Origin of the sequence: Aquirufa aurantiipilula (assembly GCF_019923745.1) — a bacterium.
GTDB classification, from domain to species: domain Bacteria; phylum Bacteroidota; class Bacteroidia; order Cytophagales; family Spirosomataceae; genus Aquirufa; species Aquirufa aurantiipilula.
In genome coordinates this window covers 311,519-336,844 of the sequence record NZ_JAANOG010000004.1, presented here as the reverse complement: position 1 = coordinate 336,844, position 25,326 = coordinate 311,519, and the positions used below count along the sequence as shown (strand labels likewise).

21 protein-coding genes are annotated in these 25,326 nt (G+C 38.3%); 11 read left to right on the top strand and 10 right to left on the bottom strand.

What is annotated here, in order from left to right:
- Nucleotides 1-9: 9 nt before the first annotated feature.
- Nucleotides 10-351 carry a PadR family transcriptional regulator gene (locus tag G9H60_RS06645; protein WP_223143286.1) on the bottom strand — a complete coding sequence of 114 codons (342 nt, stop codon included), beginning with the start codon at nt 349-351 and terminating at the stop codon, nt 10-12.
- A gap of 141 nt (nt 352-492) precedes the next feature.
- Between G9H60_RS06645 and G9H60_RS06640 the strand changes: the two genes are divergently transcribed.
- The 4 genes from G9H60_RS06640 to porT are packed head-to-tail and all read left to right on the top strand — an operon-like array spanning nt 493 to nt 4,101.
- The gene (locus G9H60_RS06640; protein WP_223143285.1) at nt 493-1,704 is read left to right on the top strand and encodes a sensor histidine kinase; all 1,212 of its coding nucleotides are present in this window, start codon (nt 493-495) and stop codon (nt 1,702-1,704) included.
- Nucleotides 1,701-2,627 (top strand): AEC family transporter, encoded by a 927-nt coding sequence (locus G9H60_RS06635; RefSeq protein WP_223143284.1) that lies wholly within the window; start codon nt 1,701-1,703, stop codon nt 2,625-2,627. The genes G9H60_RS06640 and G9H60_RS06635 overlap by 4 nt, the downstream gene beginning before the upstream one ends.
- 30 nt (nt 2,628-2,657) lie before the next feature.
- Nucleotides 2,658-3,425: a bifunctional demethylmenaquinone methyltransferase/2-methoxy-6-polyprenyl-1,4-benzoquinol methylase UbiE gene (gene ubiE, locus G9H60_RS06630; RefSeq protein WP_262899970.1), complete on the top strand. Its 768-nt coding sequence runs from the start codon at nt 2,658-2,660 to the stop codon at nt 3,423-3,425.
- A gap of 4 nt (nt 3,426-3,429) precedes the next feature.
- Complete coding sequence (gene porT / locus G9H60_RS06625; RefSeq protein WP_223143283.1) at nt 3,430-4,101, top strand: type IX secretion/gliding motility protein PorT/SprT; 672 nt, start codon at nt 3,430-3,432, stop codon at nt 4,099-4,101.
- Here porT and G9H60_RS06620 read toward each other — a convergent pair whose 3' ends face one another.
- On the bottom strand, nt 4,102-5,022 hold the full coding sequence (locus tag G9H60_RS06620; RefSeq protein ID WP_223143282.1) for a DUF4249 domain-containing protein: 921 nt from the start codon (nt 5,020-5,022) through the stop codon (nt 4,102-4,104).
- A 1-nt stretch (nt 5,023) separates the two neighbouring features.
- The gene (locus G9H60_RS06615; protein WP_223143281.1) at nt 5,024-7,399 is read right to left on the bottom strand and encodes a TonB-dependent receptor; all 2,376 of its coding nucleotides are present in this window, start codon (nt 7,397-7,399) and stop codon (nt 5,024-5,026) included.
- A gap of 198 nt (nt 7,400-7,597) precedes the next feature.
- Between G9H60_RS06615 and G9H60_RS06610 the strand changes: the two genes are divergently transcribed.
- The gene (locus G9H60_RS06610) at nt 7,598-7,804 is read left to right on the top strand and encodes a helix-turn-helix transcriptional regulator (RefSeq protein WP_166374357.1); all 207 of its coding nucleotides are present in this window, start codon (nt 7,598-7,600) and stop codon (nt 7,802-7,804) included.
- Nucleotides 7,805-7,814: 10 nt separating this feature from the next.
- Nucleotides 7,815-9,716 (top strand): glucosamine-6-phosphate deaminase, encoded by a 1,902-nt coding sequence (gene nagB / locus G9H60_RS06605; protein WP_223143280.1) that lies wholly within the window; start codon nt 7,815-7,817, stop codon nt 9,714-9,716.
- 8 nt (nt 9,717-9,724) lie between these two features.
- Here nagB and G9H60_RS06600 read toward each other — a convergent pair whose 3' ends face one another.
- The 5 genes from G9H60_RS06600 to G9H60_RS06580 all read right to left on the bottom strand — a co-directional run bounded on the left by G9H60_RS06600 (nt 9,725) and on the right by G9H60_RS06580 (nt 18,425).
- The gene (locus G9H60_RS06600) at nt 9,725-12,649 is read right to left on the bottom strand and encodes an FAD-binding and (Fe-S)-binding domain-containing protein (RefSeq protein WP_223143279.1); all 2,925 of its coding nucleotides are present in this window, start codon (nt 12,647-12,649) and stop codon (nt 9,725-9,727) included.
- A gap of 15 nt (nt 12,650-12,664) precedes the next feature.
- A complete protein-coding gene (locus tag G9H60_RS06595; protein WP_223143278.1) occupies nt 12,665-13,330 on the bottom strand; it encodes a lysoplasmalogenase in 666 nt (221 codons plus the stop codon).
- Between the two features lie 5 nt (nt 13,331-13,335).
- A complete protein-coding gene (locus G9H60_RS06590) occupies nt 13,336-14,289 on the bottom strand; it encodes a glycosyltransferase family 2 protein (RefSeq protein WP_223143277.1) in 954 nt (317 codons plus the stop codon).
- Between the two features lie 4 nt (nt 14,290-14,293).
- Nucleotides 14,294-15,886, bottom strand: a complete 1,593-nt coding sequence (locus G9H60_RS06585) for a glycosyltransferase family 39 protein (protein ID WP_223143276.1) — start codon at nt 15,884-15,886, stop codon at nt 14,294-14,296.
- A 91-nt stretch (nt 15,887-15,977) separates the two neighbouring features.
- Nucleotides 15,978-18,425 carry a ribonucleoside-diphosphate reductase subunit alpha gene (locus G9H60_RS06580; protein WP_223143275.1) on the bottom strand — a complete coding sequence of 816 codons (2,448 nt, stop codon included), beginning with the start codon at nt 18,423-18,425 and terminating at the stop codon, nt 15,978-15,980.
- A gap of 518 nt (nt 18,426-18,943) precedes the next feature.
- On the opposite strand from G9H60_RS06580, the gene G9H60_RS06575 reads away from it, so the two are divergent.
- The 5 genes from G9H60_RS06575 to G9H60_RS06555 all read left to right on the top strand — a co-directional run bounded on the left by G9H60_RS06575 (nt 18,944) and on the right by G9H60_RS06555 (nt 23,408).
- A complete protein-coding gene (locus G9H60_RS06575; RefSeq protein ID WP_109323601.1) occupies nt 18,944-19,189 on the top strand; it encodes a type B 50S ribosomal protein L31 in 246 nt (81 codons plus the stop codon).
- A gap of 72 nt (nt 19,190-19,261) precedes the next feature.
- Complete coding sequence (locus tag G9H60_RS06570; RefSeq protein WP_223143274.1) at nt 19,262-20,395, top strand: putative sugar nucleotidyl transferase; 1,134 nt, start codon at nt 19,262-19,264, stop codon at nt 20,393-20,395.
- A gap of 27 nt (nt 20,396-20,422) precedes the next feature.
- A complete protein-coding gene (locus tag G9H60_RS06565) occupies nt 20,423-21,556 on the top strand; it encodes a DNA polymerase III subunit (protein ID WP_223143273.1) in 1,134 nt (377 codons plus the stop codon).
- Between the two features lie 2 nt (nt 21,557-21,558).
- Nucleotides 21,559-22,485 (top strand): hydroxymethylbilane synthase, encoded by a 927-nt coding sequence (gene hemC, locus G9H60_RS06560; protein ID WP_223143272.1) that lies wholly within the window; start codon nt 21,559-21,561, stop codon nt 22,483-22,485.
- 17 nt (nt 22,486-22,502) lie between these two features.
- Nucleotides 22,503-23,408: an SDR family oxidoreductase gene (locus G9H60_RS06555; RefSeq protein ID WP_223143271.1), complete on the top strand. Its 906-nt coding sequence runs from the start codon at nt 22,503-22,505 to the stop codon at nt 23,406-23,408.
- On the opposite strand, the gene obgE is transcribed toward G9H60_RS06555, so the two are convergent.
- Both obgE and G9H60_RS06545 read right to left on the bottom strand, forming a co-directional pair.
- Nucleotides 23,405-24,496 carry a GTPase ObgE gene (gene obgE / locus G9H60_RS06550; RefSeq protein WP_223143311.1) on the bottom strand — a complete coding sequence of 364 codons (1,092 nt, stop codon included), beginning with the start codon at nt 24,494-24,496 and terminating at the stop codon, nt 23,405-23,407. The two genes, G9H60_RS06555 and obgE, sit on opposite strands and share 4 nt — an antisense overlap.
- 16 nt (nt 24,497-24,512) lie before the next feature.
- Nucleotides 24,513-25,082, bottom strand: a complete 570-nt coding sequence (locus tag G9H60_RS06545; RefSeq protein WP_223143270.1) for an adenylate kinase — start codon at nt 25,080-25,082, stop codon at nt 24,513-24,515.
- Nucleotides 25,083-25,326 lie beyond the last annotated feature (244 nt).

Genomic DNA, 25,326 nt, shown 5'->3' with positions numbered 1-25,326 from the left:
ATGATAGATTTATGAATTGGGGGTGGCGGGATTGGTTATTTGAAGTACAGAGCCTTGTAACTCATCCCATGTTAAATGAAGTTCTTCTAAAAATTCTCCTCCTTTTTCTGTTAATACGTAATACTTACGCGGCGGGCCTGAGGAAGATTCCACCCATTTATAATCTAAGAACCCAGCATTTTTTAGGCGGGTTAAAAGAGGGTATAAGGTTCCCTCCACGACCATGATTTTTGCAGAGGTTAATTCTTCCAACATGTTGGATGCGTACACCTCGCCTCGCGAAATAATCTGCAGAATACAGAATTCCAAAATTCCTTTCCTCATCTGCACCTTGGCATTTTCAATATCCATCGGTTTCTGTGTTTTAATGTGATACAAAACTACGTAAGGTACTTTGCATTACATAGTACCTTAGAAACTTTTTTTTGATTTTTGGATAAACGGTGACTATTTTGTGATGAATAGCCTTTTTTAGGTTCGAAAAATATCCAGATGTTCAAAGAAGTCTCCTTACCTCTAGCCTTTTACAACCGCGATACATGGCTTAAGGTGGCTTTTTTTGCGGTTTGTGTGTTCATGGCTGGTTTTTCTCTCTATTTTACAGACGGTTTAGTGACTAAATTAGAGGAAAGAGAGAAGCAACAAATTGAGTTATATGCAGAGACCATACGCTATGTAATGACGAGTGATGAGAATGCGGATATTAATTTCTTTTTCGAGAGAATTAAAAAAATCAATGAAAACAATACCATTCCGGTTATTTGGAAAGATGGGTCTGGCCATCTAAACTCCATTAACATTCCTATGTCAAACCAGCTTTCAACCGAAGCTAAGCAGGAAATACTCAAGCAAAAATTGACTGAAATTATTGCTGAGAACAACAAGCCCATTGAAATGGATATGGGATTTCAGAAAGAATACATCTATTATGGGAATTCCAAACTCTTGAAACTCTTGAGGTATTACCCTCTTTCCCAACTTCTTGTTGTTTTGATAATTGGATTCCTTGGCTACATTTTTTTCTCTTATTCAAGAAGAGCAGAACAGAATCGGGTATGGGTAGGATTAGCTAAAGAAACCGCCCATCAATTAGGTACTCCCCTATCCTCTCTAACTGCTTGGGTGGAAATTCTTCGAAATGAACCCAGCATAGATCCGAATATCGTTATTGAATTAACAAAGGATATTCAGCGCTTGGAAACCATCACTACCAGGTTTTCTAACATTGGCTCTGCCCCTATATTGAAAGAAGAAAATTTAGAAGAGTTGATTAGTACCTTTTTACAATATTTAAAAAACCGCATTTCAAGTAAAGTCCACATCGAGGTCATTAGTTTGTTAGCTCCAGACCAAGTAGCAAAAGTGAATCGCTATTTATTCGAATGGGTAATAGAAAACATTTGCAAAAATGGGGTAGATGCCATGAGTGGTAGTGGAGACATACAAATTGTGCTATCGGAAGGAAAAAACAATGTCATTTACATTGATATTTCAGATACAGGCAAAGGGATATCCAATAAAAACATGTCCAAAATCTTTTCTCCAGGCTTCAGTACCAAAAAAAGAGGATGGGGATTGGGACTAACTTTAGCCAAAAGAATCGTTGAAAATTATCATGAGGGAAAACTCATTTTAAAATCGACTGAAATTAACAAAGGAAGTACATTCCGCATTTCCTTGCCTAAGCCACCCTTTCACGCATGAATTCCCCCAATTTTGTTTTTGGTTCAGCTCTCGTTGTCATTTCCATAGGCTACTTGCTTAAAAGCTTGGGATTTGTCACCACAGAAGATGCCAAAAAGATTTCGAAATTTTTAATGCATACCACATTTCCTGCCTTGGTGTTTAGCACCATGATTAAGGTACAATTCTCTTCCGAATTATTGTGGCTGCCTTTCATTTGTATCTTATTTGCCCTCTTATGTTCTTTTGTTGGTTTTCATATTTTCAAAAAAGAGGGTTCTGAATATCGGGGAATTCTTACTATGGGTTGCTCGGGATATAACCTAGGCTTATTCGCCTATCCATTAATTGAAGGAATTTGGGGATGGAAAGGCTTAACCTATGCGGCAATGTTCGACATTGGTAACTCCTTCATCAATTTCATTTTGACCTATGGTATGGGAAATTACCTCTCTGCTCAAGGAAAAAAAGGTAATATGTGGAAACATGTATTCAAACGCATCATGTCGCTTTTCCCTTTTCAGGCCATGGTCATTGGATTGCTGGTAAATGTATTAGAAATACCCTTGCCTATATTTCTTACCAGCATTGTAGATACCATTGCACAAGGAAACAAACCCTTAGTTTTACTTTTAATGGGGATTTATTTTAGTATTCGATTACCCAAAAAATCCTTTTTGAAGGTATTCCAAGTACTTGGTATCCGCTACATATTAGGTTTATCCATTGGCTTATTTCTATATTATAGCCTTCCATTTGATACACACTTTAGAAATATGATGCTTATCTGCATCATTCTTCCAGTAGGTATGACACTCATTACCTATTCTGATGAATTAAACTTTGACACTTCTATTGCAGGTGCATTGGTTAATTTTTCTATGTTGATCAGCTTTACTCTCATGTGGATATTGGTAGGTGTATTCCAAATGGCTGCCGCCTAACCAAATAATTTTGGTAATTTGCAGAAACAAATGACCCTAATTTACGTTTGGGATTTAAGCAAACAATCAACAATGGTAGTACCCTACAAAAATCAATCGCAAGGAAAAAAGGAACAAGTAGCAGAAATGTTCAATTCCATTTCACCCAAGTATGATTTCTTAAATCATTTACTTAGTGGAGGAATCGATATAATCTGGAGAAAAAAAGCGATTAATTTGTTGAAGAACAAGGGGATCAAATCCTTACTTGATATTGCCACAGGAACAGGAGATTTTGCCATAGAGGCTTTAAAGATACAGCCTGAAAAAATCATTGGAGTGGATATTTCTCAAGGTATGTTGGATTTCGGAATTGAGAAAATCAAAAAACTAGGTTTGCAAGATAAGATTCATTTACAATTAGGGGATTCCGAAAAGCTACCTTTTTCCGATCAAAGCTTTGATGCTATTACCGTCAGTTTTGGTGTTCGAAATTACGAAAACCTAGAAAAAGGTTTAAGTGATATGTTACGTGTGTTAAAACCAGGAGGATATTGCTTGATTCTTGAATTTTCTAATCCAAGAAAATTCCCCATGAAGCAATTGTATACCTTTTATTCTAAATTCATTCTTCCCTTATTAGGGAAATTGATATCCAAGGATCCTGCGGCATATACCTATCTTCCAGAATCTGTTCAGGCCTTTCCAGATGGACAAAACTTTTTAGATATTTTCCAACAAGTTGGTTATCAAAATACGCAATGGATTCCCATGACAGGAGGTATCTGTTCTATTTATTTGGGCCAAAAATCAAAATAGGAATTTGAAAAAGCTATTGATACTCATAGTATTCAGTTTGATAGGCTTTCATTCATTGGCCCAAGGGAATAAGTACATCCGAATCAATAATGAATTTTATGATGATAAAAGAGTTCACTTTGGGTTCTTGTTTGGTTTAAGCTCTAGCAATTTTAGTATGGAGGCTGACCCTACCCTGACACCTAGTATTTCACCTAGAAATTTTGGGTTTCAAATTGGGGGTTTGGCAAATTATTCCTTCAATCGATTTTTAGAATTGAAATCTGGAGTAAACATTGCTCTTTATGATCGAGAAATCACATTTATCCAACCTAAACCAGCAGAAGATTTAAATATATCGAGAGAATCTACCTGGTTTGAAATACCTGTTTTATTGAAATTTAAATCCATCCGACGCATGAATCATCGGATGTATGTTTTAGCTGGATCTAAATTTGGAGTAGAAGCTAATGTCAAGAAAAACAGTGCTGCTTTAAGTGCTCAAACGGTTGATTTTGCCCTAGAATATGGATTTGGATTTGAAGGGTTTTTCAAATATTTCAAATTCACACCAGAAATTAGATTTTCCCATGGAATAGCCAATCTATATTCAACACCCTCTGTAACGACCAATCCTTACTTTAAAGTAAGTAGAATCAATACCCACAACGTAACTTTGTACATTAATTTCGAATAATTACTTCAGGCCTTTTCTGGCTAATTTAGGATCCACTTTAGTTTCAAATATACTGACAGCAGATACACCAAACCAACCAGCTCCTTGTATAGCGGAATTCATATTCAAGTTCTGAATATTGGTAGGAATATTAGCTGCTGGTCTTGAAAACAATCCCGCATTATTTAATTCCAATCGAGCTTGAGAATAAAAATTGAATTGATCTTGAGAGATGGAATACAATTCCACTTTGATTAAATCATTCTCCAAATACAATTCGGGGGAAATCGATCGACGAATTGGTAAATTAAAAGTTAAACCATCTGATGCTGCCCCTTGCTGAAAGGCCCCATCATAAATCACTGAAATGCTGGAAGGATCATTAAACAGCTTACCATTTTTATATGTTTTTACTCGATAGCAATCACCTAAGCCTAAAAAATCCTTGGCGAAAAATTGCGCATCATATCCTTCTTTGGGTTTATCATCCCCTCTTTGGCGACCCGAAGCCTCATCAAACTGATACAGTAAGGAATCTATAGTAGGTACTCTCCTCATGGTTGCGGAGGCCGTAAATTGTTCATTGGACCAATTGATTGATAATTGATAGGTCATACCCATTTTTCCCAATACTTCGGTCGAGGTTTTAGGTTGCCAAACATAAGTACCTGCCTGATCTTTTTGCTCTACAAATACATATTCTTGGCCCATATTATCACGGACTTTGACTTCTGCACCACTTATTTTAGGTACCGCTGAATTATCAAAATAGGCTTGTGATTTTGTCAGCATGATTTTCTGCGGACCTGGCAAATTGGTCAGAGTAGCCTCAACTACTAAAAAATTATTGGATTTTGGACTTTCCAACTGTACAATATCTTCACATGAGCTTAAGGCTACCGTGAGAAGAATACTTAAGATATAAATAGCTTTGATTTTCATGTTAGAACGAGAAATTATAAGTTACTGCTGGAACGAATGACCCAATAATCGATAATTGAACAGCTTCAGTTTGTGCTGAATTAGTTTCGTTTGGACGAGTATAAACAGAAAAAGGATTTTTTCTATTGTATAAATTATACACAGAGAACACCCATTCTGAGCTGCCTTTTCCAAATAAACCTTTCTTATTTTTCTTGGTGGCAGAAATATCCAAACGATGGTAATCCGGTACACGGATATTGCCTCGAGTACCCGGTATTGTTTGCGGATAGGCTATCCCTTCGTAAACATATTTTTGTACTGGAATAGAATAAGGAACTCCCGTAATGTAGGCAAAATTGGCGCCAAATGACCACTTTTCATTTAAGGCATATTGTCCTATTAAATTTAAAGTATGCGTTCTATCGTATCGACTCGTATACCATTCATTATTATTGATACCATCAATTTTTCGCTCCGTCCTAGCTAATGTATAACTCACCCATCCTGTAAGTTTGCCTACATTCTTTTTCACAAAGACTTCCAAACCATAGGCACGACCATCCCCAAACAATAAGTCCTTTTCAAAATAAGGATTTAAAAACAAATTGGCTCGGTCTGCATAATCAATTTGATTTTGCATCTTTTTATAATAGACTTCAACAGATGCCTCATAATCATTACCACTTTCTCCATAATTCTTAAAAAAACCCAAGGCGACTTGATCCGCAATTTGAGGTTTGATATTATTTGTAGAACTTGTCCATACATCCAAAGGTGTAGACGCAGCTGTGTTTGACATCAAATGAACATATTGAGACAAGCGATTGAAGCTAGCTTTCACTGATGAGGCTTCATTCAATGTCCAATTCAAAGCCAATCGGGGCTCAAAATTTCCATAAGACGCTATAACCTGATCAGGATTTACTTTATTGATCTGTAATACATATCCAGAAGGATTTTGTGCCGACATAGGAACAGCAATACGATTATAATATTCCCCATCTAGACTTTGATAATCATAATGGGAATAACGTAAACCATATTGTGCTGAAAAATGTGGAGAAAACTTCAATTCATTCCCCACATAAAATGAGGCTTCTAATCCCCTTTTATTAGCTTGACCAAATTCTCTCTTCTCTCCAATGGATGAGGCTACCGCTTGACCTGGTTTAAATTCATAGGAAAGAATTTGACCACCAAAAGTCAGGGTATTATCAGGTGTAATATAATAGGTAAAATCTGGCTTAAAACTTAAATTAACAATGTTGGAAGTCCAACGAAAGGAATCGTTGGGTCTTTTATTTTCTAAATCAGAATCCAATAAATAATCATAATTACTGTAAAAACTGGTCGCATTTAAAAACAATTTATTGGAAAACACGTGATTCCATCTTGCTGATAAAGTACCATTACCCCAGTTAAAGCCAAATCCTGTTCCAAAAACATCGCGACCAAAATAACCAGATAAAAACACCGTGTTCTTCGAGTTGATGTTATAATTGACTTTGGCTGTTAAATCGTAAAAATTAAATTGTGCATTGGCATTATTACCAGTTAAAAATGGCTTTGCCAAAATATCAATATATGATCTTCTTGCAGCTACGATAAAAGAAGCTTTATCCTTAATTAAAGGGGCTTCGATGGATAATCGAGAGAAAATAACTCCTATTCCACCGTTAACTTCTAATTTTTTCGTATTTCCTTCTTTCATTTTCACGTCCAAAATCGACGAAACTCGACCTCCATACTGGGCTGGAATACCTCCTTTAAATAATTTAACATCCTTTACTGCATCTGGATTAAAAACGGAGAAAAAACCAAATAAGTGAGATGAATTGTAAACCGGGGCATCATCCATTAAGACTAAATTCTGATCAACCCCTCCTCCTCGTACATTGAACCCTGAGGCTCCTTCACCAACGGTACTTACCCCGGGCAACAACTGAATAGCTCGCACTAAATCTACTTCTCCTAATAAAGCCGGGATTCGTTTAATGGTTTTGATATCAATTTTATTGACAGACATTTCAATACTTTTGACGTTTTCATCAACAGCCTTGGCCGTTACTCGAACCTCAGCCAATTCACTATCAGCAGGTTTTAACTCCACAGAGAATTGCTGTGACTGACTAGAAAATTGAATTTTCCTCTCTACACGTTCATAACCTGTATAAGAAAAGACTAAGGTATACTCTCCAGGAGCAAGAGTTAAACTGTAAAAACCATAGGTATTACTCTGATTTCCAACTTTAAGTTCCTTGACGTAAACATTGGCTCCAATCAAACCTTCTCCATTGGAACTGTCTTTGATATATCCGCTTAAAGTAGCTTTTTGTGCATATAAAGTACTGTAAAACAGACTAAATATGATAATAATGAGATGTCGAAATTTCATTGAATTAGATTATTGAACACTTGGGTGTAATGATTGACACAAAGATAAACCTACAATGTGATAATAAAGTTTCAAAAACTGATAATCTGCAAAAAACCAATGATTCGTATTTTTAAAAATAATTCGGTAACATATTACCGATTAATTTTTATTTTGATTTTTTGTACTACTTTTACATCACAATCAAGAGGAAAACCGATGGACTTGAAAATTTTTGGCGAAATCATCCGAGAAAAAAGAAGCGCACTTCGACTAAATCAAGATGAATTGAGCGAAAAAAGCGGTGTTGCCATTAAAACCATTCATTCCATTGAATTAGGAAAAGGAAATCCCGCCATCAAAACCATACTCCGATTGTTTGATATACTGGAACTAGATTTAATCGTCATAGCCTCTAAACCTTAATTTTTTAACCATGGAACAGGCCATTAGTTTTGAAAGAGTACCTACTCGTATTTATTCAGATTCCGAGCAAGCTTCTAAAGCCGTTGCACAGGAAATTGCTTCATTGATTCGTGAAAGAGCCAAAGAAAAAAAACCGGCAGTTTTAGGATTAGCAACTGGATCTTCGCCCAAAAAAGTGTATCAAGAATTAATCCGAATGCACAAAGAAGAAGGATTAAGTTTTAAAAATGTAATCACTTTTAACTTGGATGAATATTATCCCATGCAGCCGGATGCTATTCAAAGTTATGTTCGCTTCATGAAAGAACAATTGTTTGACCATGTGGATATCGCCTTGAATAACATCAATATCCCAGATGGAACTCTTTCCATTGAAAAAATTCCAGAATTTTGTCGGGATTATGATGAAAAAATTGAAAAACTAGGTGGTTTGGACTTTCAATTATTGGGAATTGGACGAAATGGTCATATTGGTTTCAACGAACCAGGTTCTTTAATCAATTCCAAAACGCGATTAATGACCCTAGACATTAGCACTAAAATTGATGCCGCTATTGATTTTGGAGGTCTAGAGAAAGTGCATAAGAAAGCCATTACCATGGGTATTGATAAAATCATGCACGCAAAGCGGGTGATTTTATTAGCTTGGGGTGAACATAAAGCGGAGAGTGTGGCTCGGGCGGTAGAAGGTCCTGTCACTTCAGATATTCCAGCTTCGTATTTACAACAACACAACAATGCTACTTTCATCTTGGATGAAACAGCTGCAGCCGCATTAACCCGAATCAAAACTCCCTGGGTGGTAGATTCTGTTACTTGGGATCGAAAAATGATTAAAAAGGCTGTGACCCATTTGGCCCTTCAATTGGATAAGCCTGTTTTAAAATTAACTAGTAAAGATTACAATGAACATGGTCTTTCCGAATTGCTATCGCTTTATGGACAAGCCTATGACATCAATATTGAAGTATTTAATTACTTACAACATACCATCACAGGATGGCCAGGAGGAAAACCCAATGCGGATGACACTCACCGCCCTGAAAGAGCTTTTCCTGCCAAAAAGAAAGTGATCATATTCAGTCCGCACCCTGATGACGATATCATCTCCATGGGCGGTACTTTCCAGCGTTTACATGATCAGGGACATGATGTGCATGTGGCCTATCAAACAACGGGTAACATTGCCGTAGCGGATGATGAAGCACTTCGTTTTGCTGAATTTGTGGTGGATTTTAATGAGAAATTTGAAAACTCGAATCCTAAAGCCAATAAAATATACAAAGAGGCTGTCAAATTCTTAAAAAGCAAACGCGATTCAGAAATTGATATTCCTTCAGTAAGAGAAATCAAAGGATTAATCCGTAAAGGAGAAGCAAAAAACACTTGTCGATTCGTAGGTATTAAAAAAGAAAATACCCATTTCTTAGAAATGCCATTTTATGAAACAGGGACTGTTCGTAAAAATCCGATTGGTGAAGAAGATGTACAAATTATCATGAATTTGATTGAGGAAATCCAACCTCACCAAATCTATGCAGCAGGTGATTTGGCTGACCCGCATGGAACACATAAGGTTTGTTTGGATGCCATTCTAGAGGCTGTTCAACGATTAAAGCACCGCGAGTACATGAAAAACTGTTGGGTGTGGCTTTACAAAGGAGCTTGGGCAGAATGGGATATTGATCAAATTGAAATGGCCGTACCGATGTCGCCCGATCAAGTTTTCCAAAAGCGTATGGGTATCTTCAAACACCAATCCCAAAAAGATGGTGTGGTATTCCAAGGAGATGACTCTCGCGAATTCTGGCAAAGAGCCGAAGAGCGTAACCGTGGAACGGCAAGCATATACAATAGATTAGGATTAGCAGAGTACGAAGCCATGGAGGCATTCGTTCGCTGGAGATTTTAAAAAAACCTCTAAACCAAAGCCTCAAATAAGATTTCGGCGGTATGCTTCGCTTCGCGTTGCGTACCGTCGTGAATCTGGTGTCGACAACTTGTCCCTGACGCTGCTATGATTACCTCTGCCGCCTGCGCTCGAACGGTAGGAAACAACACTAGTTCACCAATTTGCATCGACAAATCATAATGTTCTTTTTCATATCCAAAAGAACCCGCCATTCCACAACATCCAGAAGGAATTAATTGAACTTCATAATTAGCTGGCAATGATAAAGCTTTTTTGGCTGGCACTAAAGAGCTAATGGATTTTTGTTGGCAATGCCCATGCAGTTTTATTAAGCGCTTTTCTTGGGTAAACTGATTGGCAGAAATCCGCTTAGCTTCTAATTCTTTGGCAATAAATTCCTCTAACAAAAGTGCGTTTTTAGCCAATTTCTTTGCACGATCTACCCAAGCTTCAGATACTAAATCAGGATATTCATCTCTAAACGTTAATAATGCAGAGGGTTCAATTCCGACTAATGGTACGTCTGAACTCACCAAATCACTCCACAATTCCACATTTTTCTGAGCTAATTCCTTCGCTTCATCCAGCATCCCTTTGGATAAAAATGATCTACCAGAGATGGGATGATCTAAGGTTCTAACCTCATAGCCCAATGCTTCCAAAAGTAAAACCGCCTTTCTCCCTACTTCAGCATCATTAAAATTGGTAAACTCATCCACAAACAAAAACACAGCTTTACTTGATGAAATACTTGGTCGATTTCTTAACCAAGCTTTCAATGTTTGATTGGCCAACAATGGCATCGTGCGGTCCGGATGAAAACCAACAATTCGATTGGCCATTCGACGTAAAAACGGTGTACCCATTACAAGGTTGTACGCAAACGGTATTTTAGATGCTATTGAAGAAATGCTAGAGAAATGTCCTACCAACCAACTCCGAATAGGTAATCCCTTTTCCTTTTGATATTGGTATAAAAACTCCATTTTCAATTTAGCCACATCCACATTGGAAGGACATTCTGATTTACAACCTTTGCAAGCCAAACACAAATCCATCACCTCTTTGATCTCTTCATGTGCGAATCGATTTTCTTGAGGAGAACGAGTTAAAAATTCACGAAGAATGTTGGCTCTAGCGCGTGTCGTTTCCTTTTCATTGCGCGTTGCCATAAAAGTTGGACACATGGTACCACCAGAAACGGGTGTTTTACGACAATCTCCTGAGCCATTGCATTGTTCTGCATGCTGCAAAACATCTTGATCTTGGTAACGGAAAGCTGTTTTAAATTCGGGGGTTATTTGACCTGCCTCATAACGCAAAAAGCTATCCATAGGAGGCGTATCCACAATTTTATTAGGGTTAAATATACCTTTGGGATCCCACCAAGACTTTAATTCACGCATTAATTGGTAATTGGACTCCCCGACCATCCAAGGGATAAACTCACCTCTAAGTCGACCGTCACCATGTTCCCCTGATAAAGAACCGTGGTATTTCTTAACCAATCTGGCTATTTCTTCCGCAATATGTCGGAACATTTTATGTCCCTCCTTTGTCTTTAAATTGATGATTGGCCTTAAATGCAACTCCCCTGATCCTGCATGAGCATAATGCACGCAGTACAGATTATTTTCTGAAAGTATCTCGTTGAATTCCGCTATAAAAGCTGGCAAATCATTCACATCCACGGCAGTATCTTCGATAACCGCTACTGCTTTTTCATCACCGGGTAGATTAGACAATAAACCCAAGCCAGCTTTTCTTAAATTCCAAACCTTTTTCACATCCTCACCTGTAACGTAAGGGAAATGATATCCTAAATTCTCTGCCAACATCGCTTTTTCAACTTCTTTAGCTTGAAAAGCTAAGTCATTGGGATCCTCTGAACGAAGTTCCACGACCAAAATAGCACCAGGATCTCCTTCTACAAAAAAGCGATTTTGTCTTTGTTCTGGATTGGCTTTAGTACATTCCAAAATATAGTGATCCATCAATTCAGAAGCCGATGGATTAAATTTCAAAGCAATTAAATTAGCCCGTAAAGCTTCATCAATGGTATTAAAATGGGCACAAACTAATCCCAAATGAGCAGGAGGAAGCTTATCGACATGCAATTTTATTTTAGTAGCAAAACAAAGTGTACCTTCTGAACCGGCCAACAAAGCACAAAAGTTAAAAGGAGCTTTACTAGAATCAAATGCATCGGTATTCAACAACATATCCACCGCGTAACCCGTATTTCTACGATGTATACTCGGTTTGGGGAACTGATCTTGTATTTCCTGCTGTCTTTTAGAATCTGAAAGAGCTTCTAAGGTGCGGGAATAGATGGTATGCAATCGGGTACCAGCTTTCAAACCTCTAAGCGTTTCAAAAGGATTTTCAGCACTAAAGTTGACTAAGGTTCCATCAGACAAAAATCCCTCCACTTCCAAAACATGGTCCCGGGTTGACCCATAAACCACTGAATTAGAGCCGCAAGAATTATTTCCCAACATACCACCAATCATGGCACGATTAGCTGTAGAGGTCTCTGGACCGAAAAATAAACCGTATTTTTTTAGCTCGACATTCAACACATCACGAACTACACCTGGTTCAACCCAAACATAGGATTCTTCTTGATTGACCTCCAAAATTCGATTAAAAAACTTAGACACATCCACAATCAGGGCCTTCCCTACTACTTGTCCAGCTAAAGAAGTACCGGCTGTTCGTGGAATCAAAGGCAAAGCATGCTGATCTGCAAATCGGATGATTGTTTCTAAATCTTGCTGTGTTTCTGGAATAACAACCCCCAAAGGCATTTCACGGTATGCGGAAGCATCTGTAGCATACAGAGTTCGCATAACAGTATCCGTGTACAAAGATCCTTGAATTTTCTCAGCCAATTCCGCTAAGACTGGTGTTGTTTCAACAGTTGAAAGCATGAAATAAATATCTAATTAAGAACGCAATTTAACCAAACCTTGCGTGAGTAACAATTGGGCTAGAATATAAGTGGACATTACCCAAAAGGAATTCCCTGGAAATGAATAATAAAACTTGTTTATAGCCAATAAGCTGTCAGATAAAACAAATAATACGGCACCTCCCAATATACATTGATAATTCCAGAGAGAAACACTGGATTTCCTTTGTGAGGCAAACCAAAGCATTGTTCCTAAACTAATGGCATAGACAATAACAGGAATTGCCAATGCCAAGTTCATTTGAGGCAATAGAAGACTCAATAATCCCAGCACATAAATAGCCACGACGATTGTCATACCATTAACCGGACTTAACACTTTATTGATCTGCTTTTTAAACATATCAATATATAACCATTGCATGATTAAAAAACCACCCAATCCCAATTGAAAAAATAATGGATTACTACCCGGAATCATCAAAAATACATCTCCTAACCAAGCAAAAAACAATGCTAACAAGATGGTTGGTTTACGTTCTACATCTTTCGAAACAAAAACATAGGCCATCAATAACAACATTAGGGCCGGTTTAGCCAGATATCGAACTTGGGAAAAGGATGGAAAGAGCATAGGGACAATGACATCCAGGAAGGCGGCAATTCCGTACAGCAACAAGAACAATCTTGGCCCTTTCATATTTGTTATTTCACTGGTTTACCTTCACAAATTTCTTGATCAATGATGTAATTGGGGCGACTTTTTGATTGAAAAAAGATGCGTAAAATATATTCCCCTAAAATACCAATGGCTAATAATTGAATCCCTCCAAATAGAATAATAACGAATAATAAAGAGGTAAATCCTTCTATTACCTGACCAATGAATAATTTCTTAATGACCACATAAAAGAAATACATCAAAGAAGAGGCTATAGCTAAGAATCCTGCTGAAGAAACAAATTTGATGGGGAATTCACTAAAATTGAAAATCCCATTCAATGCTAATTGGACTAATTTAGAAAAGGTGTATTTTGAATCTCCAAAAGCTCTCTCTTGACGATTATATGAAATTCCAACCTGCTTAAAACCTATCCAAGTTCTCATACCTCGAATAAATCGACTTTCTTCCGGCATTTGATTTAAAATATCCACCACTTTTCTACCTATGAAGGAGAAATCACCACTATCCAAAGGAATATCAACATTGGCTATTTTCTTCAGAATTCGGTAGAAAACAAAATAGGCCATACGCTTATACCAAGGTTCTTTTCTTTTTTCTCGAACGGCATATACTACCTCATAACCTTCTAGATGTTTGGCATAAAATTCTTCCAACAACTCGGGAGGATCTTGTAAATCACCATCCAACACGAATACACCTTCTGTACCACGAGCAACGGATAGTCCGGCTGTAAGTGCCAACTGATGTCCGTGATTACGGGATAATAAAACAACATGAAAGCGGGGATCTGTTAGGGCCAATTGTTTCAGCATAGCGCGAGAATTATCTCGACTACCATCATCAATCAATACAGCTTCTAACTTTATTTGTGATTGATCCATAATCTTGGTCAATCGCTCCACAAGGGTGGGTAAATTACTTTCCTCGTTATATACTGGAATCACGAAGGATACCTGGGGAATTCCATTTGTCATGCGTCTAATATCTATATTTCCCTTTTTCAAAGTCAAAAATAAGCAATCTTCTGCCATTTTTTTTCTTTAAAATCACGGAATCTTGAATTAAGGTATCTATTTTCTGTATGTATAAATCACTTGGTTCAAAGTACACATTGGTTAATTGGGCATCACTAACGTCGGCTGCGCGAACTTGTAAATGAGCAGAATTCAAAAAATTATTCATTTTTGAAGGATAAACCACGGTATCTCCTACTTGATATTGCTCTTTGATTTTCTGAGCTATTTCGATGTATGGATTTGATCTTCTATCATGGGCAAAGGTGTATTTTTGTGCTTTATCTGAGTAAAGTGGTAAAAATATCTGGACCAAATAATTCACCTGGATGAATAAAAATATACTAGCTACTATTCTAATCCAGATAGCTTGTTGAAATGCATACTCAGCCAAGCCTATTGAAATAAAAATACCAAAGGGTAATCCAAAACTAGCATATCGCAAGAAGTAACCCGTAGTAGTGCCTGCATTCACAGCCGAAAGAATCAATACCAATATGGGTAATACAATTTGAATAATACCAAAGATGTAAATAGATCGTGCTTCTTTTGACAAGCTTTTTAACCAAGAAAATACACCTGCACCAAAAAGTAATAAACAAATAGCCCCAATTTTAAATCCATGACGAGCATACAGGTCATTGGTCCACATAAACTGGTCTGACAAAATGGAAACAGTTCTTTTGAATAAATTACTAGCATTGGCAGGCTCAATCCAACCAGCTATGGGGCCACTTTGCTCCAAAAACTCCCGATATTGTTTGGCCGCATCTGCTTGATAGGCTAAAAAATATTGACCTGGCCCCCAAAGCATCCATAAACCAAAAGGTATGATGACGATGATTCCTGCCAAAATATGCTTTTTCCAAAAGCCCCAAGTATTTTTCTGAATTAATGAGAATATCAATTGTCCCACAAAAACCAAGGCTGTTAAGTAGGTACTAAATAAAGCGGCCACGCTCGTGAGTATCCACATGAACCACTTTTTACGGGTATTTTTTTGCTGGTTTTCGGCTTGCATGGCCGACCAGAAGTAAAAATTGGAAGCAGTGGTAAAGAATATGCTCGTTGTGTAATTTCTAGCTTGTTGGCTGTAAATCACAAAAAAGGGTTCTATCACAGCCAAAGCCAGGATGAGGATTGGGAAACCTTGTGATTGGGGGCGAATTTTTCTGGCCCAATAAAATAGAAGCCAAAGAGTTAGGATATTAAATAAGACAGAAACGGAGCGAAGGACACCGTCTTCTTTGCCAAACAAAAAGGCAAAGAGTTTGAGCATCATGTCATGTACTAGGCTATTACCACTGACATCTCCACGGGCATCGGCATCTAACCAAGCCTTGAGCCCTCTTGATTTCCAAAAATCCTCAGGTGTGAATGTTTGGGGAGGTGCTAGCAAATCGGTCATGCCACCAAAATTGGTATTTCCTACGGCTAGGAGCATGCTTTGTTTTTCATCACCAAACAATCCAAACTGACCTATATGATAGGTTCTTAAGCCCAATGCGAGGAGCATCAAAGCAAAAAAACTCAATACAAATAAGCCTTTATTTTTCATCGAACACGTTTAGCTAAAAAACATAAAAATCACTTGATGTTGCCATCAAGTGATTTTTAAACACATTTTGAAACTGAATAACAGCTTTTGATTAAGAACCACAGGCCTCACATGCTTCAGGATTATCTAAAGAACAAGTCATATCGGCTCTATTTTGCGATTCTGCTTCAGTGAATGAAGCAGCAGATGCGGCTTGTTGTTTCGCATACTGCATTTCGCTTTCATGCACATTGTTGGTTTGTTCAATTGCCACTTCTGCTTGTTTTTCAATGGTGAATTTAATAGCATCAGCAGCAGCTTTGGTACGTAGGTAATACATACCTGTTTTCAAACCAAGCTTCCAAGCGTGGAAGTGCATGGATGTTAACTTACCAAAGTTGACATCTTGAATGTGGATGTTCAAACTTTGAGATTGGCAGATGTAAGCTCCGCGGTCTGCGGCCATTTCTAAAATCGTTTTTTGCTTAATCTCCCAAACTGTTTTGTATAGTTCTTTTAAGTCTTGAGGAATTTCAGGAATATTTTGAACCGAGCCATTCGCAGAGATTAGCTTATTCTTCATACTCTCATTCCACAAACCTAATTTGATCAAATCTTTCAATAAGTGTTTGTTCACGATAGCGAACTCACCAGACAATACACGACGAGCATAAATGTTTGATGTGTATGGTTCAAAACACTCATTGTTACCTAAAATCTGGCTAGTAGAAGCTGTTGGCATTGGTGCTACTAACAAGGAGTTACGAACTCCATGTTCAACCACCAATTGGCGAAGCGCTTCCCAGTCCCAACGACCTGATTCTGGAGTTACTCCCCACATATCGAATTGGAAAACACCTTTTGAGATTGGTGAACCTTCCCAAGTTGAATAAGGTCCTTCTACTTTCGCAAGTTCCATGGAAGCTTCCATAGATGCGTAGTAAATGGTTTCAAAGATATCCTTGTTCAATTGTTTTGCTGCTTCTGACTCAAATGGCATACGCAACATGATGAACACATCAGCCAAGCCCTGTACACCTAATCCAATAGGACGGTGACGCAAGTTAGAATTTCTTGCCTCAGGTACTGGATAATAATTTACATCGATAATCTTATTTAAGTTACGAGTTGCGGCCTTAGTTACCTCGTATAATTTATCGTGATCAAAAGCTAAAGCACCTTGCTCGTTCATGCGAACGTACTTAGGCAATGCCAAAGAAGCAAGATTACATACTGCAACCTCATCCTTGGAAGTATACTCCATGATTTCGGTACATAAGTTCGAAGACTTGATGGTTCCTAAATTCTTTTGATTTGATTTCTTGTTGGCGGCATCTTTGTACAACATATATGGTGTACCAGTCTCCGTTTGTGATTCCAATACTTTAAACCACAATTCTTGTGCTTTTACCACTTGACTAGCTTTTCCGGCCAATTCATATTTTTCATACAATGCTTCAAACTCTTCACCGTAAGCATCAGAAAGTCCTGGACACTCATGTGGGCAGAATAAAGACCATTCAGCGTTTTCTTCTACACGCTTCATGAACAAATCTGGAATCCAAAGAGCGTAGAATAAATCTCTAGCACGCATTTCTTCTTTACCGTGATTTTTCTTCAACTCTAAGAAGTCAAATACATCAGCATGCCAAGGCTCAAGATAGATAGCAAAGGATCCCTTACGCTTTCCTCCTCCTTGATCTACGTAGCGGGCTGTATCATTAAATACACGCAACATAGGAATGATACCGTTGGATGTACCATTGGTTCCTTTGATGTAGGATCCTGTCGCACGGATGTTGTGGATACTCAAACCGATTCCGCCAGCAGATTGTGAAATTTTAGCTGTTTGCTTCAACGTATCATAAATACCTTCGATGGAATCATCTTGCATGGTTAGCAAGAAACAAGAAGACATCTGAGGCTTAGGAGTACCTGCATTAAACAAGGTTGGAGTTGCATGGGTAAACCAACGCTCTGATAATAAATTATACGTATCAATAGCGGCAGCGATATCAGCTCCGTGGATACCCACAGCCACACGCATCAACATGTGTTGAGGACGCTCGGCAATTTGGCCTTCCAATTTCAATAAGTACGATTTCTCTAAGGTCTTGAAACCAAAATAATCATAACCGAAATCACGGTCATAAATGATGGCTTCATCCAACTCCACAGCGTTCTTCTTGATGATATCGTAGATTTCTTTAGAAAGAAGTGCGGCGTTTTGACCTGTTTTTGGATCTACATACGTATACAAGCGCTTCATTGTTGCCGAAAAAGACTTCAATGTGTTCTTGTGTAAGTTCGAGATGGCAATACGTGCTGCCAACACAGCGTAGTCAGGGTGCTTGGTGGTTAACGAAGCGGCTGTCTCAGCTGCTAGGTTATCCAACTCCGTGGTCTTAACCCCGTCATAAAGCCCTGTAATCACTTTTCTAGCAACCTCTAGAGGTTGAACAAAAAATGGATCCAAGCTATAGCAAAGCTTCTCAATTCTTGCTGTGATTTTATCGAACTTGACAGATTCACGTCGACCGTCTCTTTTAATTACGTACATACTTGATATATTAGAAAAATTAGCGTCTATATAATTTAGTTACAACCTGGTTAAAGCACAAAAGATTCCCATTCTAGAAAATTTCTCATCTAAAACATTCAAGCAAACTGGGCTTGAAAAATGGTTGGCGGTTTTGTTTTTAAGCTTTAACTTCATCCAAGGATTGCATACTCCTTGGGGGGTTGGGCACTACGTAAAATTAGAAAAAAAGAACACCGCTTGCAAACTATTTTTTCTTCAAAAAAAATAAAAAAATGATGCTTATTTGAAATGCAACATTCAATTAACCTCATGTCAATTCGTTACGACATTCACGTCTTTGAAAAGTACCAGAAAATATTTTTTAAGATTTTTTTAAGGCCCAAATTATTGGTAAAAACCCCTAAAAATTGTTATGTATTTTTTTGGATTTCCTTTTAAAATCTTTAATTTTGCATCCCGAATTACGTAAACCTTCATCCCACAGGTTTCATTATAAAACAACTAGACGGCAGGGAATCGTCATTATACTACCCAACATGAAAAAAGACATTCACCCAGAATACAAAGAAGTTGTATTTCACGATTTATCAGCAGATTACAAGTTTTTAACTCGTTCTTGCGTTAATACAACTGAAACAACTGAATTCGAAGGAGCTACTTACCCAGTATTCAAAATTGAGGTTTCTTCTCAATCACACCCTTTTTACACAGGTAAAAACGTGTTATTGGATACTACTGGTCGTGTGGATAAATTCAACAAGCGTTACGCTCAGAAAAACTAATCCAAACAAAAAACATTACCCTAGCCTCCTCGAACTTGTTTCAAGGAGGCTTTTTTATTGTATTTTTGTCGCATGCTGGAAAACGTCACCTTCTATAATGACCCTCTCCTAGTGCAAGCACTAAGGCCCCTAAGCTACTATCGATCCTTAGATCAATTGTGGTTAGGTACCAGCACCATACAGGACAAATGGAAGTCTTATTCCGTTTGCCCACCAGCATCTACCCAATTGGTCATATTAGGCTCCCTACTCCCCAATGCCAATATTGTCCGAGCCCTCCAAGAATTAAAACCCAATACCGTCTTAGTTCAAGATCGTCAAGTATTGGCCTTTACCCTTGATATTGGCGAAGAACATAGCCATCTAGGGTTCATTAAAAACACCATGGAATACTCTGGAACGGCCCAATGGATAAAGCACCCTGAAGATTTATTAAACCATCAGTCGGCAGCTCTGTTTCACGAAATCCAACCTGCCCCTTTTGATATTGAGAAATACCAAGCCTTGGGTAATATCATACTAGCCCCTTCCTTTTGCTACATACATCCAAGTGCCCAACTAACAGGTTGTATGTTGGATGCAAGTCAAGGACCCATTTACATAGGTGAAGAGGTTAAGCTTCAAATGGGCACCATCATACAAGGCCCTGCGGCATTCTTGAAAGGTTCATCCACCAACCTAGGAGCCAAAATTAGGCCCAATACGACCATTGGACCAGGATGCAAAGTAGGTGGAGAGATCAATCATAGCATCTTTTTCCCTTTCAGCAATAAAGCCCATGAAGGATATATCGGTAGTTCCGTCATTGGTTCTTTTGTCAACATGGGTGCTCTAACAAGTAATTCCAATGTAAAAAACGATTTGAAACCTGTTTCCATCTTTGATTATCACCTAGCTACACAGCGAAACACAGGTTTAAGAGCCCTAGGTCTTATCATGGGAGATTTCGTAACAACAGGCATACATAGTAAGTTTAATACAGGCAGCGTTGTCGGTTGTCATATCAATATTAGTAGTCAGGCATTCTTACCAAAATTCATCCCTTCGTTTACTTGGGGCGAATACCCTCAGGTTCAAACCTACCAAATGGAAAAGGCAAAACAAGTGGCCAGCCAATGGATTGGATTAAAACAACAAGCAATTCCTGAAAATCTAGCTCAGGTCATGGAAGAAATTTGGAAAGAGGAGGCTTCTTTCCGAACTTAGCCTTTTCGTTTACTCATTTCCAAAGGCATGCTTTTCAAGGATATTCCGGGCTTATTTGATATCAAAAAAACATTGAGTGCGGCAGTGCAAAATCAGCACATTGCTCACGCTCAATTGTTTCATGGTCCCTACGGAGGTCCACAATTAGCCATGGCCATAGCCTTTACTACGTATTTATTTTGTACGGATCGACAAGGGGATGATGCCTGTGGAGAATGTGCGAGTTGTCAAAAAATGAAAAGATCAGTTCATCCGGATTTGGTATTTTTATTTCCTACGATAGTTACAAAAAAAACGAAAGAACCAGAATCCGACATCTTTCTCCCAGAGTGGAGAAGTTTTATTGCTGAGTCTCCTTACCGTACTTTGCCAGAATGGCTCGTTCATTTAGGTGCAGAAGGCAATAAACAAGGGAATTTCCCTGTTGAAGAAACCCGGAAGCTGATTCCCAAAATAAGTTTGAAACCCTTTGAAGCTCCTTTTAAGGTGGTTATTTTATGGAATCCTGAATCCCTAAATCCTTCCTCAGGAAATGCCCTACTAAAGACCTTAGAAGAACCTCCTTCCACTACCTTGTTTTTACTCGTTTGTTCTGAACCGCAAAAATTACTCGCGACCATCTTATCTAGGACTCAGCGAGTAAAAATCCCTAGCGTGGAGGAACAAGCATTAGCAGATTTTTTAGTGGAACAAGCTGCTATCGATTCAGAAAAAGCCTTACAGTTATCCCAGAGTGCAGAAGGGAATATTTCCTGGGCTCTAGATAAGTCAAAAACTGAAAACTTAAGTACATCCACTTGGTTCGCAGAATGGATGCGTGCCGTATATTCTAAAAACCTGAGTAAGTTGGTCATTTTAGCTGATCAATTTGATGGCTTTGCCAAGGAAGATCAAAAAGGTCTATTGGAATATTGCTTACATGTACTCAGGCAATGTTTATATCAAATTTCTGGGGCTCCCCAGTTGATAAAATCATTGGAAAAAGAAAAAAAATTCATCGATAATTTTTCAAAGACCTTAAGTCAAGAAAAGATTGAAAAAATGTCTAGTAAAGTTTCAGATGTCCACTATCATTTGGAAAGAAACGCTAGAGCCAAAATGGTTCATTTGGACTTATCCTTACAATTTGTCCGCATTTATCATGCACAACAAAAAGCCTAAACATGCAGCATATTAGAATAGGAACTCGAAATTCAGCATTAGCCCTTTGGCAAGCGAACCACATTGGTCATTTGTTGGAAAAGGCTGGATTCTCCTATGAATTGATGGCCATTAGTACTAAAGGAGATCAAGTACTAGACCGATCTTTATCTAAAATTGGCGCCAAAGGTGTTTTTACTGAAGAGTTAGAGACCATGCTCCTACAAGGGGAAATTGATATTGCTCAACATTCAGCCAAGGATCTACCTTCCCATTTACCAGACGATTTAGCATTAATCGCTTACACTGAAAGAGAAGCTGCGCATGATGTGGTGCTAAGTTTAGATCCAAATCTGCGATTAGATACCCAAAAAAAATTAAAAATTGGCACCTCTTCTACTCGAAGAAGAGCATTTTTACAGCATTTTTACCCGCAGCATGAGGCAGTTGAGATGCGAGGAAATTTACAAACTCGACTAGAAAAATTAAAACAGGGTACCTGTGATGCAATGCTTTTGGCTTATGCAGGAGTACATCGCATGGACATGAGTGGCTACATTACACAACATTTAGATGTATCTCAATTTGTTCCCGCTGTAGGTCAAGGTTCTGTGGCCATTCAATGTGCTGTCAATTTGGATGCAAGCCTAAAGGAACAAATTAGAGTTGCCTGCAATCATGAAGACACAGAAAAATGCTTATTGGCCGAAAGAAGTTTATTGTATCAATTAGAAGGGGGTTGTAGTGTCCCTGTATATGGACATGCTGTTTTAGAGGGAAGTTCACTTCATTTAACGGGGGGTGTGCTGAGTTTAAATGGGCAACAAAAAATAGAATTCACGCAAATTGGTACTCATCCTCAAATTTTAGGGGAACAATTAGCGGGAGATTTGGTAAATTCGGGTGCTAGAAAAATCTTACAAGCCATTAGGGCAGAGTTAAATCCATAATCTTGTTGAAATTTCGCATGAAAAAAAGAATTTTAATTACCGGTTCCAATGGCTTATTAGGTCAAAAACTAGTCCAATTGCTGGTCAAGCAGGCAGACATTGATTTAATTGCAACAGCTAAAGGCCCCAACCGTCTTGCGTCAACTACAGGCTACACCTATGTATCCTTGGATATCACGCAGGAAAAAGAGGTAATGGAAGTCTTTCAACAATATCAACCTGAGGTTTTGATTCACACAGCAGCCATGACCAATGTGGATACTTGTGAAATAGACCCCGATGGATGTGAATTACTGAATGTTACAGCAGTTCGTTATTTAATTACTGCTTGCGAGGCGCATGATACCTTTATGTGCCATTTATCCACCGACTTCATCTTTGATGGGGCAGATGGTCCTTATGACGAAGAAGCTACACCGCATCCAATTTCCATATATGGCGAGAGTAAACTAGCCGCAGAAAAATTACTTCAAGCATCTTCCATTCGCTGGGCAATAGCTAGAACAGTATTGGTTTTTGGTATCGTTCAAGATATGAGCCGAACCAACATTATATTATGGGTAAAAAAATCGCTTGAGGAAGGTAAGTCAATACAAGTTGTAACTGATCAATTCCGAACTCCTACACTGGCAGAAGATTTAGCGATTGGATGCTGGTTAATTGCCCAAAAAGAAGCAGAAGGAATTTTCAACATTTCTGGTTCTGATTTCTTAACTCCGTATGAAATGGCCATAAAAACGGCTAATTTCTTTCAACTTCCCGTTGAATTAATCAATAAAGCTGATTCTTCCACTTTCCAACAAGCAGCAAAAAGGCCCCCTAGAACTGGGTTTATTTTAGATAAAGCAAAAAAAATCCTAGGGTATCAGCCTAGGAGTTTTGATGAGGGTATTGCTATTGTTGCAGAACAAATTCGTGCTTAGTCTTCTAAAATTGGATTTTCTTCTTCCAATGAGTTAGTATCGTTTTCTTCTTGCTTGGATTGGGCAATTACGTTTTCGGCTTGAAACTTAGCATTTTCCTCTTGCAAGGTTTTCCAAAGAACATCTTTCAATTCTTGAATACCTTCTTGAGTAATGGAAGAAATAAATACCACAGGCAAATCCGCTGGCAAGCTAGCCCGAATTTCTTCTTGCATTTCTGGAATGGAAATATCCATCTTGGAAACAACCAAAACACGTTGCTTTTGAAGTAATTCCGGATTAAACTTCTCAAGTTCTCCTAAAAGAATTTCATATTCTTTACCCCAATCTTTGGCATCGGAAGGAATTAAAAAGCAAAGGATGGAGTTTCTTTCAATATGACGCAGGAAGCGTAAACCTAAACCTTTCCCTTCAGAAGCACCTTCAATGATACCTGGAATATCGGCAACTACAAATGATTTGTAATCTCGGTATGCCACAACACCTAAGTGAGGAACTAAAGTAGTAAAGGGATAATCAGCAATTTCAGGTTTGGCAGCAGAAAGAACAGATAATAAGGTTGACTTACCAGCATTAGGAAAACCAACTAAACCAACATCCGCTAGAACTTTTAATTCCATGATGACCCAACGGTCCTGCCCTTCTTCTCCGGGTTGCGCATGACGAGGGGATTGATTGGTTGAAGATTTAAAATGGGTATTTCCCATGCCTCCTCTGCCACCTGGAAGTAACAAGATCTTTTGTCCTTCTTCTGTTACTTCGGCTAAAAACTCATTGCTTTCAGCATCTTTTACGATAGTCCCTAGAGGAACCTCAATAAAGATGTCTTCTCCTTCAGCCCCAGATCTTCTTCCTCCTTCTCCACCTTTACCATTATCGGCAATGATGTGTTTTTGGTATTTTAAATGAAGTAAGGTCCAAAGCTGAGAATTACCAACCAAATAGATATGCCCTCCTCTACCGCCATCGCCACCATCGGGTCCACCTTTAGGCACGTGTTTTTCACGGCGAAAATGGGACGATCCAAATCCTCCTCTACCGGAGCGGACGTTTATCTTTACGTAATCTATAAAATTGGATGTCATAATTTAGTATAGCAGGTTATTAACCTTCAATGATGCGGACAATTTGTCCAAATATTTCTTCAATCTCACCAATACCATTGATTCCTTGGAATTTTCCTTGTGAAGCATAGTATCCAGCTACAGGAGCTGTTTTTTCTCCGTACTCTTGTACTCTTTTACGAATAAGCTCTTCATTTTGATCATCTGGTCTTCCTGAAGTCTTACCACGTTCCAATAACCGTTGGGTTAATTCCTCTTGGTTGACTTCCAAAGAAATCATGTGCTTAATGGACAATTGATGACCTTCTAATAAGGCATCCAAAGCCTCGGCTTGTGCAACTGTTCTAGGAAAACCATCAAAAATAAAGCCTGCAGCTCCTTTATTTTCATTCAATTTATTCTCAATCATACCAATAACCACAGAATCTGGAACCAATATTCCTTGATCCATCAATTTCTTTGCTTCAAGACCTAAGCTTGTACCTGCGGTAATCTCAGCACGCAGCAAATCTCCTGTGGATAAATGAATTAAACCATATTTTTCAATCAATTTGGCTGACTGAGTTCCTTTTCCAGCCCCTGGAGGCCCAAATAGTACAAGATTTAACATAAAGAATGTAAAGGTTGACTGTTAAACAAGAATAAAAAATGAAGGACAAAGGTAATCAAAGCCGAAGGATAAAACCACCATTATTCAAAATATACCTTGCCTATAAAGTCCTGATAGCAAGATGTGTATATTAAATAAGTGAAATTTTTTTGCCCTAATGTGCTAATCTTAACTTTGTAAGGCCTAACTTGCAGGCGATTATGTGGATAAAAGGCTATTTTTTGTCGACAAAATCAAATTTTCA

Bases quoted from the DNA above. Each gene is read 5' to 3' on its own strand.
- G9H60_RS06600 (WP_223143279.1), bottom strand. From the start codon at position 12,649: ATGCTTTCAACTGTTGAAACAACACCAGTCTTAGCGGAATTGGCTGAG.
- nagB (WP_223143280.1), top strand. From the start codon at position 7,815: ATGGAACAGGCCATTAGTTTTGAAAGAGTACCTACTCGTATTTATTCA.
- G9H60_RS06545 (WP_223143270.1), bottom strand. From the start codon at position 25,082: ATGTTAAATCTTGTACTATTTGGGCCTCCAGGGGCTGGAAAAGGAACT.
- G9H60_RS06580 (WP_223143275.1), bottom strand. From the start codon at position 18,425: ATGTACGTAATTAAAAGAGACGGTCGACGTGAATCTGTCAAGTTCGAT.
- G9H60_RS06595 (WP_223143278.1), bottom strand. From the start codon at position 13,330: ATGAAAGGGCCAAGATTGTTCTTGTTGCTGTACGGAATTGCCGCCTTC.
- G9H60_RS06585 (WP_223143276.1), bottom strand. From the start codon at position 15,886: ATGAAAAATAAAGGCTTATTTGTATTGAGTTTTTTTGCTTTGATGCTC.
- G9H60_RS06555 (WP_223143271.1), top strand. From the start codon at position 22,503: ATGAAAAAAAGAATTTTAATTACCGGTTCCAATGGCTTATTAGGTCAA.
- G9H60_RS06570 (WP_223143274.1), top strand. From the start codon at position 19,262: ATGCTGGAAAACGTCACCTTCTATAATGACCCTCTCCTAGTGCAAGCA.
- ubiE (WP_262899970.1), top strand. From the start codon at position 2,658: ATGACCCTAATTTACGTTTGGGATTTAAGCAAACAATCAACAATGGTA.
- G9H60_RS06645 (WP_223143286.1), bottom strand. From the start codon at position 351: ATGGATATTGAAAATGCCAAGGTGCAGATGAGGAAAGGAATTTTGGAA.
- G9H60_RS06565 (WP_223143273.1), top strand. From the start codon at position 20,423: ATGCTTTTCAAGGATATTCCGGGCTTATTTGATATCAAAAAAACATTG.
- G9H60_RS06620 (WP_223143282.1), bottom strand. From the start codon at position 5,022: ATGAAAATCAAAGCTATTTATATCTTAAGTATTCTTCTCACGGTAGCC.
- hemC (WP_223143272.1), top strand. From the start codon at position 21,559: ATGCAGCATATTAGAATAGGAACTCGAAATTCAGCATTAGCCCTTTGG.
- G9H60_RS06575 (WP_109323601.1), top strand. From the start codon at position 18,944: ATGAAAAAAGACATTCACCCAGAATACAAAGAAGTTGTATTTCACGAT.
- G9H60_RS06610 (WP_166374357.1), top strand. From the start codon at position 7,598: ATGGACTTGAAAATTTTTGGCGAAATCATCCGAGAAAAAAGAAGCGCA.
- G9H60_RS06590 (WP_223143277.1), bottom strand. From the start codon at position 14,289: ATGACAAATGGAATTCCCCAGGTATCCTTCGTGATTCCAGTATATAAC.
- G9H60_RS06635 (WP_223143284.1), top strand. From the start codon at position 1,701: ATGAATTCCCCCAATTTTGTTTTTGGTTCAGCTCTCGTTGTCATTTCC.
- G9H60_RS06640 (WP_223143285.1), top strand. From the start codon at position 493: ATGTTCAAAGAAGTCTCCTTACCTCTAGCCTTTTACAACCGCGATACA.
- G9H60_RS06615 (WP_223143281.1), bottom strand. From the start codon at position 7,399: ATGAAATTTCGACATCTCATTATTATCATATTTAGTCTGTTTTACAGT.